The sequence below is a fragment of the Candidatus Buchananbacteria bacterium CG10_big_fil_rev_8_21_14_0_10_42_9 genome, assembly GCA_002773845.1.
Lineage (GTDB): Bacteria > Patescibacteriota > Patescibacteriia > Buchananbacterales > 21-14-0-10-42-9 > 21-14-0-10-42-9.
Window position 1 is genome coordinate 1 of sequence record PEZZ01000020.1, and the last position, 18,880, is coordinate 18,880.

The window sequence follows — 18,880 nt, forward strand, 5'->3', positions numbered from 1 at the left end:
TGATGAATTTAATTTGACGACTGCCTTGCCCCAATGCTCTGATGGCGTTGACAATGACGGCGATGGCTTGGTTGATTACCCTAACGATCCGGGATGCGTATCAGCCTCTGACGATGATGAGATGAACGCAGTTGAACCCCCGATTGGAGGGGTGACTCAATGCTCTGATGGCATTGACAATGACGGCGATGGCTTTATTGATTATCCGGCCGATAGCGGGTGTCGGGATATTTATGATAAATCAGAAACTGATATTGTTGAGGATATTATTGATGTCGATGTGGTCGGAGTAGTGCAAGAACTGGTTGATATTAGTGAAAGCGCCTTACTAAATATTACTGGTAATTTGGCCGCTCCAGTTATTGATTTTATCAATGACCCACTTGTTGAGCAGGCAACCGAAGAGGTCGTAGCGCCAACAGTTATAGTAGTGGCTACCGGAGTGGTCGGCACATCCTTTAGCTTGTTTAACTTATTGGCGTATCTGAGGTATTTCTTTACCCAACCTTTAGCCGCGCTGTGGCGACGAAGGCGTAAAAAGTGGGGCGTGGTTTACAATTCCATCACAAAACAGCCAATTGACTTAGCAATTGTCCGGTTGTATCTAGCTGAGGGGGAGAAATTATTTCGATCACGCGTGACTGACAAGGCGGGGCGTTATAGTTTTTTAGTTCCCCCCGGCAAATATTATATTCAGGTTACTAAGCCTAAATTTGTATTCCCGACAGAAGTTTTGTCAGATAGAAGCGAAGACCAACGCTTTTTAGATTTATATCATGGAGAAGTTATTGAAGTAAAAGAAAAAGATACTTTGATTACAGTCAATATCCCGATCGACCAAGTCACTGACGCGGTACCAGATAAGAAGGTGGTTCGAGATCATTATTTACGCTTACTTCAAAAGATGATTGCTTTTTCTGCTATCCCGATCGCGCTAGTGACAGTCGTTGTCAGCCCGTCTAAGGTAACCCTAAGCGCTTTGGCCATTCATATTGTGTTGTTTATCTTATTTTATCGCTTGGGGTATCAAAAAAGACCAAAAAGTTGGGGTATTATTTACGACTTATCTTCCCGCCGAGCATTGCCGCGGTCAGTGGTTAGAATTTACGACAAGGAATACAATAAGTTGCTAGAAACTCAAATGGCTGACGCCAAAGGACGTTATAGCTTTTTGGTAGGCGACAATGTTTATTATTTAACTTCTGATAAGCCCGGATATAGCCAACATCGCTCAACTGACATTAACTTAATTGATAAAGAAGCAGATTTGGTTGTCGGTTTGGATATACCCATGCAAAAAATCACAGTGACTCAAGAGCAAGTAACTAAGGTTGGCGGCCAGGCAGCTGAAGTCCCGGGCGTTGGGCCAGAGGCGTTAAAAGAATATATTAGAACGGATGAACCTGAAATTAAGGCCACGGAAGCAGGGCTACCAAAATCAGACAAACCAAAAGGTAAGCCGTCAATTGCCGAACAAGTGAAGGCAAGGCGCCAGGAAAGATTTAAACAGGCTCACGGTGCGTTAGAAAAACCTGAAGACTTAAAAAGCGAGTTTGACTTAGAAAAAGAATTGCAGTCATTAAAGGAAGAATCTAAAGGACTTTCAACGGAGGACACTAGCCTTGATAATCAAAGTAAAAAAGGTTAAGATACTGCAATATGAAAAAGAAAACGGATGATTCAGTACTTAATAAAGTCTTAACTTTGGCTAAACAGCGAGGGTTTATTTTCCCCTCGTCAGAAATTTACGGCGGCTTGGCCAATACGTGGGATTATGGACCGTTAGGAGTCGAATTGAAAAACAATATTAAGCAACAATGGTGGGTTCGCTTTGTTCATAACCGAACGGATATGGTCGGATTGGACGCGGCCATTTTGATGAATCCAAAAACTTGGGAGGCTTCCGGGCATATTTCACATTTTAATGATCCGTTAGTGGAATGTAAAAAAACTCATAAGCGTTATCGGGCTGATCATTTATTAGAAGATAATGGGGTAGACACAACTGGTATGAACTTGGAAGATATGCAAAAGGCGCTGGACAAAAAGAAAATTAAAAGTCCGGATGGCGGGGAATTGACTAAGCTTAAAACTTTTAACATGATGCTGGAATCGCACTTAGGACCGATTAAAAGTGATGACAATAAAGTTTATTTTCGTCCGGAAACCGCTCAAGCGATTTTTGTTGATTTTAATTCAATATTAAATTCCGCCCGCAAACGGGTACCGTTCGGGGTGGCACAAATTGGTAAAGCTTTTAGGAATGAAATTACGCCAGGTAATTTTATTTTCCGCACTCGAGAATTCGAACAGATGGAAATTGAATATTTTGTGCACCCTAAACAATGGAAAAAGGCTTTTGATATGTGGTTAAAAGAAATTAAAGATTGGCTGGATTATTGCGGCGTGTCGAAAAAGAATTTAGTTTTTCGTGAAATTAAGGACGGCGAGCGCGCCCATTACTCAAAACGTACGGTCGATATAGAATATAAATATCCGTTCGGCACTAAGGAACTGTACGGCTTAGCTTACCGGACTGATTATGATTTAGCCCAGCACGCTAAATTTTCAGGACAAGAGTTAGTCTACACTGACCCAGAGACGCAGGAAAAATATGTGCCACATGTAATTGAGCCTAGTTTGGGGGTTGATAGAACGTTATTGGTTATGCTACTGGAAGCGTATGACCAAGAAGAAGTGCCTACGGCTGACGGCAAAAAAGAGATGCGGACTGTACTTCGTTTGCCACATGTTTTTGCGCCATACAAAATTGCGGTACTGCCGCTTAGTAAAAAACTAGAGCTGCGAAAAGTGGCCGAACCCATCTGGCGTGATTTAACTAAGCAATGGTTTACTAATTATGACGAGACGCAAGCGATTGGCCGCCGTTATCGCCGGCAAGATGAAATTGGTACGCCTTATTGCGTAACTATTGATTTTGAAACTTTGGAAGATAAAAAAGTGACGGTGCGCGACCGAGACACCATGAAGCAAGATCGAGTGGCAATAGCCGAACTAATAGATTATTTTAAAGATAAATTTAATGATTGACAAACATATTTTAAGCAACCATGCTCGTGTGGTTACCGCGCCAGTTCCAGGCACCGATTCGGTGACTGTTTTAGTTTATTTTGGAGTTGGGTCGCGTTATGAAACTAAAAAGATTAACGGCGTGTCTCATTTTTTAGAGCATTTATTTTTCAAGGGCACTGTTCGCCGGCCAACATCGTTTGATTTAACTAAAGAGTTAGATTCGGTCGGAGCGGAATATAATGCTTTTACTTCTAAAGATCATACCGCGTATTATGTTAAAACTAGCGCTGATCAAGTTGAGCTGGCTTTTGACATTTTATCAGATATGCTGCTTAACTCTAAATTTGACCCCGATGAAGTTAATCGAGAAAGGGGAGTGGTGGTCGAAGAATTGAATATGTATGAGGATAATCCGATGATCCATATTGACACTGTTTTGGAAAATTGCATTTTTGGCAATCAACCATTGGGTTGGGATATTGGTGGTCCGCGCCAAGTAATTAAATTAGTGCCCAGGCAAGCTATTTTGGACTACAAGGATACATTTTATCAGGCGCAAAATATGGTTATTGCCGTTACCGGCAAAGTGAGTGTGAAAAAAGCGCGGCAATTAGCCAAAAAATATTTTAATCTCATGTTAAGCCGGCCGGTACCAAAAGCTAAAAAGGTTAAATTGCATCAAAAGACAGCACGCGCCTTACTTCATTATAAAAAAACCGAGCAGTCAACTATGGCGGTTGGCTTTCCGGCGTTTGACTTTAACGATCCTCGGCTTCCCGCGGTAAGCTTGCTTGGCATAATTTTAGGCGGCAATATGAGTTCGCGATTGTTTGTTGAGGTGCGCGAAAAACATGGGTTAGCTTATTCGGTTAAAGCCGGAGTTAGCGGCTATGCTGATACCGGCGTTTTTGAAATTATTGCCGGTGTTGACAGCAAGAGAATTAAGCAGGCGATAGAGGTTATTTTGGCTGAACTGCAAAAAGTAAAACGGTATGGGGTAACGGCAAAGGAGCTAACCATGGCCAAAAGATATTTCAAGGGCCAAGTTACTTTAGCCCTAGAAGATTCAGCTAAAGTTGCTGATTGGTACGGCAAGCAACTAATATTGAAAAATAAATTAGATACGCCTCAGGCAAGGATTAAAAAAATGGAACGGGTAACCGGGCCGCAAGTGAGAAAAGTATCTCAGTTAATATTTAAACAAGCCAAGTTAAACTTGGCTATTATTGGACCGTATAAAGACCGAAAATCTTTTGAACGACTATTGAAACTTAAATAAGGATATAAGTAAAGATAGCTAAAGCAATTGATTGGACGACTAAACCTTGTTTCATGTTTAGCCTCATTTTGTTTTCAACTTCAAAGTGATGGAATTTCAAATGAAATTTCCAGAACCGGCCCAGAAATTTTTTATCAGTCATCTCTCCAATCCCCATTAATAGATCAGGCATAATTGCACCAATCACTCCAGCGGCGATAGACCATGGATTTAACGGCAAGGCCCAAGCCATGTATAGGCTAACCACGATGGTGGCTAAAGTTGAATCAACGATGGCGAAAGCCATTATTTTTCTGATTCGTTTCCAGCGAGTTGGAAATTTGTGGGGTGCGAAATACTCATAGTCTCCGTGAGGGATCAAGTCAATCAAAAAATGGGAAATAAATCCCAGGATAAAAGCGGTGATTGGGTCGGGCGAAATTTTTCCTAAATTGGCGCCAACTACGGAATGGACTGTCAAAAACATCTAAGCAATTTAATTTTTAAATAGGATTTTAGTATAGCATATTTTATGCAAGTCTGGCATAGGCATTGGTGACGACGGGAGGATTCGAACCTCCGACCTAGGGGTTATGATTCCCTCGCTCTAACCAACTGAGCTACGTCGTCGCATTGGCAAAAAGCTAATTGCAAAGTGCCAATGGCTTTTATTATACCATTAGCCACGAGCGATTTGCCATTTGTTGCTAGTTGCGCGGGGGGGATTCGAACCCCCGACCTCCAGGTTATGGGCCTGGCGAGCTGCCACTGCTCTACCGCGCGCCCGTATTGTATAGTATTTTAGTAATTTTTTCAAGCCCCGCCAAATAAGTTGTTTAATTATGCTTATTTTAGTATAATTATAAAGTTATTAATAATCTAAACTTTTATGGAGGAACAGCAAGCAAATTACCAACCTCAAGGCCCATCAATCTCAAACGGCAATAAACTTTGGATGATAATTAGCGGAATTTTACTTATAGTGGTGATTGTTTTGGCCTTTCTCATGTTCTTGGGCGCTGGCGGCGAAGATAGCTTAAACGCTGACGAAGCCGGCTCAAAAGCACTTAATTATGTTAATTCAGTTTATCAGGCAGGTGCGACGTTGAAAAGTGTGAGTGAAGCAAGCGGAGTATACTCCGTTGTGGTAACATCAAAAGATTTTGCCGGACAACAAAGAGATACCGAGATATTTATAACTAAAGACGGCCGGTTATATTTTCCCCAAGGCATTGATATTGATCAAGAGCTAAACGCAATTCAGGCAGGGAATTAATTTTCATGGCCGAATTCAAACACTTTGATGCGGTCAGTCATGATGGTGATTCAGTTAAGGTCACTATCGTATCCGGTCCGGTAATTTTAGATGACAGCAAGATTTTGCTGGATAAACATAGCGGTGATGGTTTATGGAAATTTCCAGGCGGGAAGTTAATTGATGATAACTCGCCGCGCGATAACGCTATCAGAGAAGTTCACGAAGAGCTGGGCATTGACATTGAAATTCAAAGCGAGCCGTATGTTGTCGCTTTCACTCGTGACTACGAAGGAGTGACTGAATACATTATTTTAATTCATTATCTAGCTGATTATAGCGGGCAAATTCAGCCGGCGCCTGAAATTGAAGAATGGGGGTGGCATGATGTTGATAATTTGCCTGATGATTGCGCTCCGAATATAAAATTAGCGGTATAATTTTTTACTCAATAAATAAACAGCCCCAGTTGGGGCCGTTTTTATGTGCCGGGAGAGGGAATCGAACCCTCACATCACGAGGATACACGATTTTGAGTCGTGCGCGTCTACCAGTTCCGCCATCCCGGCATGTGTCAAAGTTTAAAGTAAGCTTAGTGCGGGGTAAATCTACCAGCCTGCCCCATACCAAGCTATGCTTTGGTGTGGGGTTCTGCCATTCCGGCACGATTTAATTCCGTTCTATTCTAATTAAAAAGTTCTAAATTGTCAAAGCCAAGTGATGTTGGTATACTAATGACAGATATGAGCAGGATTATTGCTATCACAAACCAAAAAGGCGGTGTTGGCAAAACCACAACCGCTATCAATTTAAGCGCGAACCTTGCCGAATCAGGCAAGTTTGTTTTATTGGTGGACATGGATCCGCAAGGCAATGCTACTTCCGGCCTTGGCGTTGACCATAATGAAATTGAAAAAGGAATTTACGATGTTTTAGCTCGAAATGTTCCGCTTCGTGATGTCGTGGTTAACACAAACCACGAAGGATTGCGCTTGGCGCCAGCAACTAATTTGCTTGCCGCGGCGGCAGTGGAACTGGTTAACGAAGAGGGGAGAGAATACAAATTGACCCAAGCGCTGGATGAAGTAAAAGGCATGTATGATTATATTATTATTGATTGCCCGCCGTCTTTGGGCCTTTTGACCGTGAACGCGTTAACCGCGGCGGAGGAGATTTTAATACCGATCCAATCTGAGTATTATGCCTTAGAAGGATTAGGGCAGCTGCTAAACACTTTACACTTAGTTAAAGATAATTTGCGACATGACTTAAAAATTTTAGGGGCGGTTATTACCATGTTTGATAAAAGAAATAAGCTTTCGGGCCAAGTGCAAGCCGAGGTACAGCAACATTTTCCTTATCGGGTGTTTCAAACAGTGATCCCTAGAAACGTCCGCTTAACTGAAGCGCCTAGTTACGGCCAATCAATTGTGCATTATGACAAAAGTTCCAGCGGCGCTACCGCATATAGATCTTTGGCCGAGGAGATTTTAAATTTAGAAGATAATTTTTAAATTATGTCAACACCAAAAGGCGGATTAGGCAGGGGATTAGGTTCGTTAATCCCGCAAGATGCAAAAAAGCCGACGCTACGCACAACCGAGAAGGCGCCGGATCACGAGCGTATTTACCAAATTCCGGTAAACCAGGTAAGGCCAAACCCGCACCAACCACGCCTTAAATTTGACGAGGAGGCGCTTGAGGATCTTAAAGCCTCTATTGAAGTGCACGGCATCACTCAGCCTTTAATTGTGACGAAGCTTGGCGAAGGGCAGTATGAATTGGTTGCCGGAGAACGCCGTTTACGAGCGGCTATGGGTTTGGATATGGACACTGTGCCCGCTATCGTCAAAAATCTTGACGAGCAAAAGAAGTTGGCATTAGCTTTGATTGAGAACATTCAGCGCCAGGATTTAAACCCAATTGAAGAAGCTCGCGCTTACCAAAAATTAATAGATCAATTTCAATACACTCATGAAACGATTGCCAAACAGGTCGGCAAATCGCGTCCGGTGGTGAGTAATCATTTGAGATTACTAACCTTGCCAAACGAGATTCAGCGGGCGTTGGTCGATGGTAAGTTAAGTTATGCCGCTGCTCGCCCGTTAGTTTCAATGAGTTCAAAAGAGCAACAGCTTAAATTTTTCAATCGCATTTTAAAGCAAAATTTATCTTCTCAAAGCGTAGAGGGCCAAGCACATAAAGTCGCCGTTAAGCCCCATTACCGTAGTGTTCAAAAAGACCCGGCGCTAAAAGGCTTAGAAGAGCGGTTGCAACAAAAGCTTGCGACGAAAGCACATATCAAAAAATCCGGTGAGACCGGACAGATTGTCATCAATTTTTACTCGGAAGAAGAATTGTATTCCATTATTAGGCTCATGCTCGGGGAAGACTAGCTATTAACCATTAGCCATTATGGCTGGTAGCGGCTCTGATTTTTTCTCGGGCCGAACTAGTTTTGACAAACTTAAGCCAGTCGCGGCTTGGAGCTTTTCGGTTTTTGTCGGTAATAATTTTTACCACATCGCCGTTTTCCAAGCGCGTATCCACACTTTTCATTTGGTCATTAACCAAAGCTCCGACACAGTGGTTGCCAATATCGGAGTGAATCATATAGGCAAAATCAATCACGGTTGCTTCATCCGGCAAATCAACCACGTCACCTTTAGGCGTGAAAACAAAAATTCTATCGGAGAAAGCGTCGAGTTTGATAGTTCTTAAAAATTGGCTGTTGTCTTGAATTTCTTTTTGCCACTTCACAATTTCTTCTACCCATTTAAGTTTTTTAGGAATGTGGTAACCTTGCTGATTGGGGCGAATAAGTTTCCAAATTTTACCCACTTCTTGGTAATGCCAATTGGCGGCAATACCGAATTCAGCTTGGGCATGCATCTCTTCGGTTCTGATTTGAAATTCGGCGATGCGACCATGCAGGGAAAATACGGTGGTATGCAAAGACCGGTATCCGTTTGGTTTTGGTTGGGCAATGTAGTCTTTGATCCTGCCCGGAAGCGGTTTCCAAAGTTTATGAATAATACCCAAGGTTTGGTAGCAATCAGCGACACTAGGCACAATAATTCTAATTGCCACAATATCATATATTTTAGAAATATCTCGGTTATAATGCGGCCGCATTAATTTGCGGTACAAACTGTAGAGCCGTTTTTTTCTACCGGTGACTTCAAATTTGCCAATTTTAGCATTTTGTAGTTCCTTATTTAAGACTGCCGCAACTTCTTCCATTGATTCGGCCGTTTTATCAATGATCGGTTTAATTTCCTCCGCCATCCACTTGTATTCTTCGGGGTAAACATGAGGGAAGGCAAGATCTTCTAATTCACCTTTGATTTGTCCCATGCTCAATCGGTTAGCAATTGGCGCGTAAATTTCAAGAGCTTCTAACGCCTTGCGTTTGGCTTTTTCGTGAGGGAAGACATCTAAACTTTTTAGGTTGTCTAATTTATCTGCCATCTTTAAAACCACCACGCGCAAATCTTGGGCCATGGATATAAACATGCGGCGCAAACTCTCGGCGTATCGTTCAACTCCAGTGTAATTTAGTTTGCCCAACTTAGTTACGCCGGTAACTAGTTGACATACTTCTGATCCGAAGTTTTTTTCTATATCCACTAAGTTGTAATGCGTGTCTTCCGGCACATCGTGTAAAAGCCCTGCTATAATCATCGTGGTATCCATTTTCATTTTAGCTAAAATGATGGCAGTAGCTAACGGATGAACAATATAAGGATCTCCGCTAACCCGTTTTTGCCCCTCATGGGCTTTTTTAGCAAAATCATAAGCTAGCCGAATCATGTCTGTATCGGCTTTCCGGTCATTACGTTTAACAATTTTGACTAAGTCATTAATTGTTGCCATATCTCGCAGAAGAATTTCGAATCCCCATTTTCCTCCCCTTTTCCGCCAAGGGCGGATTGCCCATGGGGCAAAAGGGAAGGAGAGCCTGTCTGCGCCGAGGCTTTGGCGGGCAGGGAGGGGTTATTTAAATAATATTTTTATTGCCTAACTCCTCTAACCCCCTATTTAAATTAAGAGGGCAATACATATTTCTAAGTTATAGCCCCGCCATGTGATTTGTAGAAATATTTAAAATTTCTCCGCGGGGCATATCTATAATTATTACTCCGAACGCTAATAAAAGTCAAAAAGCATGATGTTATTATTGGCCGTCATTGTTATTGTGGCTTGAATATTGTAAAGTAGGGTCATGAAATGAGTATTTACACAAAGTTTTGGCGTGGTCGGTGCCTGCATAGTCAAGGACGGTAAAATTTTGTTGGTCAAAGAAAACCGGCCAAATCATCATAGTCACGGCCAATGGAATCAGCCGGCCGGCTGGATTGATGTGGGCGAAAATCCAATTAGCGCTGTTAAGCGCGAAGTCAAAGAGGAGACAGGATATACTTTTACGCCAACGGCACTTTTTGGAGTTTATTCTTTAGTTAAAAAGCATAGACAAAAAAAGAGCAAAGACGGGTTAATATTGCCGCACGCCATAAAATTAATTTTTGTTGGCAATATTAATGGTCCGCAAGCTAAACTGGCGGGAGATATTCAGGAAGTTAAGTGGTTTACTTTTACAGAGGTGAAAAAATGGGAAAATCAAAGCTTCGCGATAGTGATATCAAGAAGTTTATCACTGATTACACTCGGGGTAAATTTTTTGGCTTAGACGCGATTAAACACACCGTGATGAATTAAACTTATTTCGCGGCTTCTTTGATTTCAGCGGTATATTTACATTCTTTGTCGCTGCATTTAGCCGTGCCTTTTGGGCCAAAGACGAGCAGATCACCGGAGTCTGGGCATTTTTCGCCGGTTGGTTTACTCCAATAACTATTTTCGCAATTTGGATATTGGTCGCAGGCAAAAAAGGTTTTGCCGCGCCGGGATTTTTTTTCAACGATTTCACCTTTGCCGCATTTAGGGCATTTCACGCCGGTGGATTTTACAATCGGTTTGGTATTTTTACACTCCGGATAATTAGTGCATGCCAAAAACTTGCCAAAGCGCCCGGTTTTTACCGCCATTGGATTATCGCATTTTTCACATTTTTCGTCACTGACTTTTTGCTCTTCGGGTTCGCCGTTGCTGCCCAAGTTTTTCGTATTCTTACACTCCGGATAATTAGTGCATGCCAAAAACTTGCCAAAGCGCCCCATTTTAATGACCATATCACTGCCACACTTCTCGCACTTCTCTTCACTTTTTTCTTCGGTCAGTTTTTTCTTATCTAACTCCTCTTCTTTTTGCATAAGATTTTCATTAAATTTATTATAGAACGCCGTAATGGTTGGTACCCATTGTTTATGACCTAAGGCAATTTCGTCTAAGTCGTCTTCTAGGTTGGCAGTAAATTGGTAGTCTACGATTTCAGGGAAATGTTCAACTAAAACATCGTTGACTAGCTTAGCCACATCTGACGGCTCTAATTTTTTATCTTGGTTTTTCGTTACATAACCTCGCGTAATAATTGTTGAAATTGTCGGGGCGTAAGTTGATGGTCGCCCGATTCCATTTTCTTCCAGCGCTTTAATCAACGTGGCCTCACTGTAGCGAGCCGGCGGTTCGGTAAAATGCTGCAAGCTTTCTAGTTTCAAAATTTCAATTTCTTGTCCCTTTTCTAGCGGCGGTAAAATTTCGTCTTTAGTGTTAGTTGGGTAAACTTCTAAAAATCCTTTAAAGGTTAGAATTGAACCTTTGACCGTAAAGGTGTAAGGCGTGTTTTCTGGCGTGATTTCAACGGTGGTGTTATCACTTTTGGCATTGGCCATTTGCGAAGCTACCGCCCGCTGCCAAATAAGCTGGTATAGCTTGAATTGCTTAGGATCCAAATATTGCTTGATTGAATTTGGCGTGCGCGCAGCTTCAGTTGGACGGACCGCCTCATGAGCTTCTTGGGCGTTTTTAGATTTACTTTTGTAAGCTCGCTTTTCGTAATAGTCATCGCCGTATGAGCTTTTAATATGCGCGGCGGCATCATTTAAAAATTTATCTGCTAAATTAACTGAATCGGTTCTCATATAGGTAATCAAACCAGTATTACCTTCTGGTCCTAAATTTACGCCTTCATATAATTGTTGGGCTACGCGCATAGTGTCACGCGCCGACATGCTTAAACGGCGGTGAGATTCCTGTTGCATGGTAGAGGTCGTAAAAGGAGCAAGTGGCTTGCGGACGCCTTCTTTTTTGGTGATGTCAGTAATGGTGAATTTTTTTCCAGTTACCTCATCCACAATCTTTTTGGCGTCGGCTTCAGTTTTAATTGCTAGTTTTTCAAGCACTTTGCCATCTCGTTTGTGCAGTTTAATTTTAAAATCTTCCGGATCATCTTTAATTTTAGCCAGGCTTTCAATTGTCCAATACTCTTGTGGCTTGAAAGCTTCTATTTCGCGTTCTCGTTCAACGATTAATCTAACCGCGACTGACTGTACCCGGCCAGCCGATAAACCGCGGGCGATTTTTTTCCAAAGGAGCGGTGAAAGTTTGTAGCCGACTAGGCGGTCAAGCACGCGGCGAGCCTGTTGAGCATCAACTAGGCGTTGGTCTAATCCGCGCGGGTTTTCCAAGGCTTCCAAGATTGCGTCTTTAGTAATTTCATGAAAAACAATGCGCTGCGCCTTTTTCGGATCAATTTTTAAAATGTGGGCTAAATGCCAAGAAATCGCTTCACCTTCGCGGTCTTCGTCTGTGGCAAATAAAATATTGTCAGCTTTTTTGGCTAACTTTTTTAACTCTTCAATCGTTTTTTTGGCCTTGTCCGGAATAACATAGTGCGGCTCAAAATTATGCTCAACATCCACGCCTAATTTACTTTTAGGCAAATCGCGAATGTGACCTTTGGACGAGGCGACTTTGTAATCCTTGGATAAAAATTTGCTAATCGTTTTAACCTTGGTGGGGCTTTCAACGATGACTAGTTTACTCATGGTTTGACGTATAGCCTTTTAATTCCAATGTGGAAATGGTGGCATGAACGACAGCTGGATCTAATTTAGTAGTATCTATAATGGTGTCAACTGTCATGCCCTGCTGAATCAACAGTTCGTAAATTTGTTTTTCGCTCTCACTTGAAAAAGCAATGGGTATATTAGTACTCGATATTTTATTTTCTGTCAAATTTAGAGCGTTTAGTATGTCGTTTGCATTGGTCACAATTGTCGCGCCATCTTTAATTAATTTATTAGTGCCGTGGCTTTGTAGGCTTGTAATATTGCCAGGTACACTTAAAACTTCCCGGCCTTGGTCAAGCGCGCATTCGGCAGTGACTAAAGCACCTGACTTAGCCCCCGCCTCAACTATTAATGTGGCGCTGCAAAGCCCTGAGATAATGCGGTTGCGAATTGGGAAGGTTTGTTTATTGGCGTGCATTTCAGGTTCAAATTCAGATAAGATTAAACCGCCACTATTTATTATATCTTGAGCGATGCCTTGGTTATGTATCGGAAAAATTTTGTTTAATCCTGAACCCAATACGGCGATTGTGGCTAAATTAGTATCCAGCGCGGCTTGGTGGGCGATAGCGTCAATGCCTAAGGCCAAACCTGAAACGATAGTTATGTTATAGGGTGCTAAATCTTTGATCAGTTCCTGGGTTATGTTTTTGCCATAATTGCTGGCTTTGCGCGGACCAACTACCGCTAGACAGAGCTTTGACACGCACTCAAGCTTGCCTTTGTAATAGAGTAGCATCGGTGGGTCATAGATGCCTTGCAACAATGAAGGAAATTCAGGATTTTTTTGGGTTAAAACATTCAGTTCATCTTTTTTTAAGTTTTCCAAAAGTTCGGCCGGGTTTACGTTTTTTCTTTCGCTAACTATTTTGGCGGCTACTTTGTCTGAAAATCCGGCTTGCCTAAGTTGGCTTAGATTTGCGTTCCAGGCTGTTTCAAGCGTCGGGAAATAGTTGAACAATGCTTTGAATCGAGTCGGCCCAACCGACCAAAGAGCATTAAAGCCAAGCCAATATTGCAGTTCGTTATCTTTCATTTAGCTAATTTTACTTATAAAAAATCACACACTACGTTGCGCCGTGTGTGTGATCAGTTGTAGTATAGCAAGGGTTGACAAACTTGTCTAGCTATGATATTGTGCTTTATCAACCTAATTTTGGTTGGTCTTCAGTTTTCTGCTAGCCAGAGTCACCGACAGAACCCCTCCTTTCTGAAAGTGACACTGAGGACAAGGTGACGAATTCTTGTAATTTGCCGCCTTGCGCTGGTTGGCAGTAAGTTGAAGGGTTCCCGCTGCGGCGGGATTTTTGTTTTGAGTAATGTTGATAAGTAATTTCGATTATAGCTGAATTTTAGTTATAATGATTGAAGTGTTAAAAAAACATACAGTTAAAGATATAATGACGAGCAAGGTGATAACAGTATCACCAGGTGATCCCATTTTAGATGTGGCAAAAATAATTATTGATCATAATTTCAATGGCGTACCTGTAGTAGATGAAAATAATAAACTATTAGGAGTCATTACTGAATATGATTTAATTAGCAAAGAAACAGGCATACATCTGCCTACTTTTCAGACAATTTTAAAAAATTTAGCCGTTTATAAAAAAGACAAATCACGTTTTAAAAAGGAAGTTGCTCAAATTGTGTCTTTGACCGCAGAAAAAGTAATGAATCCAAAGCCGCTAACATTAAGCGTCAATACTAGCTTCCAAGACGTTGTTAAGGCTTTTCAAGATCATCATAAAGTCAACCCGATACCAGTGGTTGAAAAAAATAATAAATTAGCCGGCATAGTCAGCCGGTATGATGTCTTAAAATCATTATCATTATTAAAATAAAAACCTATGCCACAAGCACTTAAGCCACAATCGAAGAAGCAGGTAAATCAAAACAAAATAGATGCCACTCAAGCGGCTCTTTCAGCCATGAAAGATGAATATGCTTTGGTTGGAAAATCTCATATTCGCAGTTGGCATTTATGGTTGTTGTTTGGCTTATTAGTTGGTTCAGCGATAACCGCCTTTGCGGTGGCAAATCGGAGCGGAGAGCTTGAAGGCGCTAGCGCCGCTAGCAAGGGAAGGAATATCAAAGACTTGGGTGAATTCATTGCTGTTGAATCAGTTGATCCTAGTGGTCCAACCGTAACTTTGATTAGCCCCGAAGTAGGTTCCGGATCATTGGAGTCACAAGGGACAGCCCTCATCCAAGCCAGTGCAACTGGTGGAGTTGGTGATAATGTGGTGGAAATTTTTGCTAGATATGAAACCGGTGGCGGCAATTGGGTTAGAGTGGCTGGGTGTAGAGGAAATTATTGTGAATTTGCATATAAAGTCGAAGAGTTGCCTTCAGGGGGGTATTTATTAGGAGCCCGCGCTACAGACAGCGAAGGTAATCAAGATACTGATGTTTTATATATGCTATTAGAGCGTAGCAGATTAGTTGTTCGAGCGTCTGAACTCACTGCTGAGGCCAGCAATACTCCAGAAGAAGGGATTTTACTGTCCGGCACTACCGGGATTACGGTCAATACGATTAGGTTAAGTGCTAAAAGCGATGACATCGTATTAAAGAGCTTAAACGTGTCGGTTGTTCCAGGTGATTTAGTCGGTACCATGGACGGGGATTATAAAGATGTTAGTAACGTAGCGTTATATAATGGGGCAAGCAAGGTCGGGGAATCTAATATCACTTCCACAAACGTGGCTAGTTTTACTTTTTCATCCAATCCGTCTGATCCAAATTATGTCAAAGTACCTAAAGACGGCAGCGTGGTTTTGACAGTAAAAATTAATACTAGTCAAATTACGACGCAGGGCACCGATAATCCAGGCACCCCAAACGCTTCGTTTAAGATAGCGGCGACTGATTTCGTGGGCGTCGGTGCTAATACGGCAACAGAAGCCAGGAGTAATGCCGTAGTTACAAGCAATGCTCAGCTTTTGCATAGTTCTAAGCCGATCATTACTTTGCCTACTTCAAGCAACCGCTTGGGTTCGGCCTCAAGCTTATTTAATGGCGATATTAGAATATTCGCATTTGAAGTCACGGCCGATTCATCGCAAGGTAGATCTGTTCTGCTAGATAGATTTACTTTTGATATTAATCCAATCGGTGTTGCTTTATCTGACCTATATTTGAGACAAGATGGAGTTTCAGCTAAAGTATCTGATTTTGACCGCCAGTTAGGAAGTGATAATAAAGTTTCCTTTACTTTCAATGATCCAAATTACTCAGAAGGTGATAGGGACGAAGGACTAGTAGTTTTACCAGGATCAACTGAGAGGTTCTATTTGCATGCCACATTGTCCTCGGTTGGTGCCGCCGATACCATTTCTACTCGTTTGCTTGATGATGTAGCCAGCACAATATCATTACCCACTGGCGCTACAGCTAGTTCTTGGACCGGAAACGCCAATTTTGTATGGTCAGATGATCATATTAATGTTGTCGGGACAGAAGCGGCAACCTCAGCGCCGATATGGTTTAACGGGTACCAGGTCGATGGTTTGAAAGATAGCTTTGCTTATACAATCTCCAGCTAATACAAAATTTAAGAAAGAGCCTCGGCAACGGGGCTCTTTTTAGTTTAAGGATTTGAGAGCGGTTTGAATAATTTGTGGGAGTTGTTTTTGTTCTTCTGGTGTGAACTTTTGTAAGACAAAATCATCTGTTGGTATTTTAGCAAGTTTTTCGTTGGCTACGCCAATGCGCACGCGGGTAAAGTTTTTGGTTTTTAGCTGGTCAATTATATTTTGTACGCCGTTGTGCCCAGCTGAACCGGAAGTGGCGGAGAGTTTGATTTTGCCGAAGTTTAAGTCTTTGTCGTCATGGATTAGATTCAGCTGATTGGCGTTTAGTTTATAAAAGTTAAGAATGGCACGAATTGCTTCCCCGGATTTATTCATAAAGGTTTGTGGTTTAGCTAAAAGTATCTTCTTGTCCGCAACAGTGCCTTGAGAAATTTCCGATTTGAATTTTTTGTTAAATTGCCAATCAGGGAAATTTAGCTGCTCGCGTAAATTATCAATTACCACAAAACCGATATTATGGCGTGTGGCTTGATATTTTGGTCCAGGGTTGCCTAGTCCCGCGATGACACTATCGATTGACGACTTTGATCCCCAAAGGAGCTCCTTTAAACCCATATTTTTCCCGTAGTTGATTTTTTAGAAAGTTTAAATAGTGTTCTTGAACTTTGGCTTTTTGGTTAATTTCTAATTCAAACACTGGCGGGTTATCATTAATTTGTCGTAGGTGCCTTAAAAAGATTCGGTATTGGTTGGCGCTGGCTGGCGAGTGGCGGCGGACCATACTTTTTAAAAAGCGCTCTAATTCGTTGGCACCGATTTTGGTTTTTCTATTAGCCGATACATCTAATACTAAATCCAAAATTTGATTGACTTTTGATTTTGTTTTGGCGGAAACAAAAAGTTTCGGCACCCAGGTAAAAAAAGGAAAACGCCGGTCGAATGTTAATGCCCAGGCTTTAGTACTCTTATCCTCTATTTTATCCCATTTGTTTAAAATAGCAATCACGCTGGCATGGCTTTCAACTATCATGCCGGCTAAATGGGCGTCTTGCGATCCAAGCGGTTCGGAAATATCTGTCACAAAAAGAACTACGTCGCTGCGCTTGAGCGCATCCAAAGCTTTTGCCGTGGACTGTTTTTCTAAGCCTGCTTCAACTTTTGCTTGTTTGCGAAGACCGGCTGTATCAATAAAACGCAGAGTGTGATTTTTATAGGTTATGACTTCATCTTGAGGGTCTCGCGTAGTAAGTGGTTTAGCGCTTACAATGGAGCGTTCTTCTCCAAGAATGGCGTTTATAAGTGATGATTTACCAACATTCGGTTTGCCGATAATGGCGACATTAATCTCGTCTTTCACACCTTGAGTAGCTGGGTTTGCGCTGGTTAATTTTTTAAACCGCAATTTTTTATAGATCGCATCCAATAAATCACCAGTGCCCGAACCACTGGCAGCTGAAATTGGATATACTTCCCCAAAGCCGAGCTTTAGAAATTCGTAGGCGTTGGCGAGGTGTTTTGGGCGGTCAACTTTATTGACGGTTAGCAGTGTCGGTTTATTCAGTTTTCGGATAACCGCGGCTAAATCTTTGTCAGTCGGCATGATGCCAGTTTTGCTATCAACTACAAACAAAATAAGATCGGCTCCTTTAATGGCGCGTTGAGTTTGCCTGACGATATCGGCGTCAATGGAGCCGCCTTTTAATTTTTTGAGCCGGCGCTTAGAAGCGGCTAATCGGCTAATGCTTTGTTTTAACCCCTCAATATCTAATCCGCCCGTGTCAATTAATTCGATTTCTCGTCCGCGCCATAAAACTTTCCCGCGGTTGCGGTCACGGGTGGTGCCGGGGGTATCAGAAACAATCGCTTGATGCGATTCAGTCAAGCGATTAAATAAAGTAGACTTGCCAACGTTGATTCGGCCAATAATGACAACTGACTTGAGCTTTTTTGCCATGCCCTTATTGTAGCACAAAAGGATGTCATTGCGAGCGAAGTCGAGTTTGATCGGCGAAGCGGGCAATCCCTGCCGTCTGGACGTACTCCGCCAAAGGCTATGGCCGACGGAGCGCTGGCAGGTCCTAAGATCCTCACGTCGTCCCTGGACTACACTCGGGGCGCCTCCCGCCAGAGGACTGGCAGGCAGGATGACAATCGGGAGATTTACTGCTGGTCCGTGCCTAAGATTATGAGAACGTCGGTGGCGGCAGTGGCGGCGGAGGCCGAAGTGAATTTAGCCGGCACGTTGGTTATAACTTCCGCGCCTAATTCTTGGGCTAAGTTTTCCAATTCATCACCCTTCTCAATGTCCGGGCTTAAGTCGTAAATGACGGAAGTGAGATAGTTTTGCTCATCTGCATTGCCGATGGTGAGCACTTGATATCCGAGACTTTCTAAGCGGTTTTGGGTTCGCCCGGCCAGTCCGCCGATAAAAGTACCGTTTTGAATTTCAATTTTAAATTCTTTTTTATAGTCTATCATTTCAATCTCCGGCTCTTGCTCTTTGCCAGGCTTTTCGGCAACTTCAATTTTAAGTTCGGTGTCTAGCTCAATTGTATCGACGTTGAAAATGCTTTGAGCAACTAGTTGCAGCTGTGAATAATTTCCAGCTTTGGGGCGAAGCAAAAAAGCACCATCTTCGCCAGTATCTTCAACTAATAAACCTTCTGGACTATTGTCTAAAACGTAAAGATTAACGTTACTCAAATCAATATCTTTGCCCAGCTCATACAGTCTCATCATCTCCCATATTTCTAAATCGGTAAACAAGTGGTCAGCTAACGATTCAGTAATATTGTTAACTTTTTTGGGGCTGAAAAAGTTTTCCAAT

At 42.2% G+C, this 18,880-nt stretch carries 17 protein-coding genes and 3 tRNA genes; 10 read left to right on the forward strand and 10 right to left on the reverse strand.

Annotated elements, in window-relative coordinates; translation table 11 throughout:
* The 3 genes from COT81_02740 to COT81_02750 all read left to right on the forward strand — a co-directional run.
* Positions 1–1,648 (forward strand): hypothetical protein (locus tag COT81_02740; protein PIS05119.1); only part of this gene is annotated, 1,648 nt, incomplete at its 5' end.
* 11 nt (positions 1,649–1,659) lie between these two features.
* Positions 1,660–3,051 carry a glycine--tRNA ligase gene (locus COT81_02745; protein ID PIS05120.1) on the forward strand — a complete coding sequence of 464 codons (1,392 nt, stop codon included), beginning with the start codon at positions 1,660–1,662 and terminating at the stop codon, positions 3,049–3,051.
* Positions 3,044–4,312, forward strand: coding sequence for a hypothetical protein (locus tag COT81_02750; protein ID PIS05121.1), 1,269 nt, complete (start codon positions 3,044–3,046; stop codon positions 4,310–4,312). The genes COT81_02745 and COT81_02750 overlap by 8 nt, the downstream gene beginning before the upstream one ends.
* On the opposite strand, the gene COT81_02755 is transcribed toward COT81_02750, so the two are convergent.
* The 3 genes from COT81_02755 to COT81_02765 all read right to left on the reverse strand — a co-directional run bounded on the left by COT81_02755 (position 4,305) and on the right by COT81_02765 (position 5,074).
* Positions 4,305–4,778: a hypothetical protein gene (locus COT81_02755; GenBank protein PIS05122.1), complete on the reverse strand. Its 474-nt coding sequence runs from the start codon at positions 4,776–4,778 to the stop codon at positions 4,305–4,307. The two genes, COT81_02750 and COT81_02755, sit on opposite strands and share 8 nt — an antisense overlap.
* A gap of 66 nt (positions 4,779–4,844) precedes the next feature.
* A tRNA-Met gene (locus COT81_02760) sits at positions 4,845–4,921 on the reverse strand.
* 78 nt (positions 4,922–4,999) lie between these two features.
* Positions 5,000–5,074 (reverse strand) — tRNA-Met (locus tag COT81_02765).
* 106 nt (positions 5,075–5,180) lie between these two features.
* Here COT81_02765 and COT81_02770 point away from each other — a divergent pair.
* On the forward strand, positions 5,181–5,567 hold the full coding sequence (locus tag COT81_02770) for a hypothetical protein (GenBank protein PIS05123.1): 387 nt from the start codon (positions 5,181–5,183) through the stop codon (positions 5,565–5,567).
* Between the two features lie 5 nt (positions 5,568–5,572).
* Positions 5,573–5,986 carry a hypothetical protein gene (locus COT81_02775; protein ID PIS05124.1) on the forward strand — a complete coding sequence of 138 codons (414 nt, stop codon included), beginning with the start codon at positions 5,573–5,575 and terminating at the stop codon, positions 5,984–5,986.
* A 46-nt stretch (positions 5,987–6,032) separates the two neighbouring features.
* Here the strand turns inward: COT81_02775 and COT81_02780 are convergent.
* A tRNA-Leu gene (locus COT81_02780) sits at positions 6,033–6,115 on the reverse strand.
* A 174-nt stretch (positions 6,116–6,289) separates the two neighbouring features.
* On the opposite strand from COT81_02780, the gene COT81_02785 reads away from it, so the two are divergent.
* Positions 6,290–7,060 carry a hypothetical protein gene (locus COT81_02785; protein ID PIS05125.1) on the forward strand — a complete coding sequence of 257 codons (771 nt, stop codon included), beginning with the start codon at positions 6,290–6,292 and terminating at the stop codon, positions 7,058–7,060.
* A gap of 3 nt (positions 7,061–7,063) precedes the next feature.
* Entirely contained in the window at positions 7,064–7,942 is an 879-nt protein-coding gene (locus tag COT81_02790; GenBank protein PIS05126.1) for a hypothetical protein, read from the forward strand.
* Between the two features lie 10 nt (positions 7,943–7,952).
* On the opposite strand, the gene COT81_02795 is transcribed toward COT81_02790, so the two are convergent.
* Entirely contained in the window at positions 7,953–9,422 is a 1,470-nt protein-coding gene (locus COT81_02795; protein ID PIS05127.1) for a hypothetical protein, read from the reverse strand.
* A gap of 379 nt (positions 9,423–9,801) precedes the next feature.
* Between COT81_02795 and COT81_02800 the strand changes: the two genes are divergently transcribed.
* Positions 9,802–10,236 carry a hypothetical protein gene (locus COT81_02800; protein PIS05128.1) on the forward strand — a complete coding sequence of 145 codons (435 nt, stop codon included), beginning with the start codon at positions 9,802–9,804 and terminating at the stop codon, positions 10,234–10,236.
* Between the two features lie 31 nt (positions 10,237–10,267).
* Here COT81_02800 and COT81_02805 read toward each other — a convergent pair whose 3' ends face one another.
* Positions 10,268–12,493 (reverse strand): type I DNA topoisomerase, encoded by a 2,226-nt coding sequence (locus tag COT81_02805; GenBank protein PIS05129.1) that lies wholly within the window; start codon positions 12,491–12,493, stop codon positions 10,268–10,270.
* Entirely contained in the window at positions 12,486–13,553 is a 1,068-nt protein-coding gene (dprA, locus tag COT81_02810; protein ID PIS05130.1) for a DNA-protecting protein DprA, read from the reverse strand. The genes COT81_02805 and dprA overlap by 8 nt, the downstream gene beginning before the upstream one ends.
* A gap of 325 nt (positions 13,554–13,878) precedes the next feature.
* Here dprA and COT81_02815 point away from each other — a divergent pair, with 325 nt between their 5' ends.
* The gene (locus COT81_02815) at positions 13,879–14,361 is read left to right on the forward strand and encodes a hypothetical protein (GenBank protein ID PIS05131.1); all 483 of its coding nucleotides are present in this window, start codon (positions 13,879–13,881) and stop codon (positions 14,359–14,361) included.
* A gap of 6 nt (positions 14,362–14,367) precedes the next feature.
* Positions 14,368–16,065, forward strand: a complete 1,698-nt coding sequence (locus COT81_02820; protein ID PIS05132.1) for a hypothetical protein — start codon at positions 14,368–14,370, stop codon at positions 16,063–16,065.
* A 39-nt stretch (positions 16,066–16,104) separates the two neighbouring features.
* Here COT81_02820 and COT81_02825 read toward each other — a convergent pair whose 3' ends face one another.
* The 3 genes from COT81_02825 to COT81_02835 all read right to left on the reverse strand — a co-directional run bounded on the left by COT81_02825 (position 16,105) and on the right by COT81_02835 (position 18,879).
* Entirely contained in the window at positions 16,105–16,668 is a 564-nt protein-coding gene (locus COT81_02825) for an aminoacyl-tRNA hydrolase (GenBank protein ID PIS05133.1), read from the reverse strand.
* Entirely contained in the window at positions 16,622–18,007 is a 1,386-nt protein-coding gene (gene der / locus COT81_02830; protein PIS05134.1) for a ribosome biogenesis GTPase Der, read from the reverse strand. The genes COT81_02825 and der overlap by 47 nt, the downstream gene beginning before the upstream one ends.
* Positions 18,008–18,213: 206 nt before the next feature.
* A complete protein-coding gene (locus tag COT81_02835) occupies positions 18,214–18,879 on the reverse strand; it encodes a hypothetical protein (protein ID PIS05135.1) in 666 nt (221 codons plus the stop codon).
* Position 18,880: the final 1 nt, after the last annotated feature.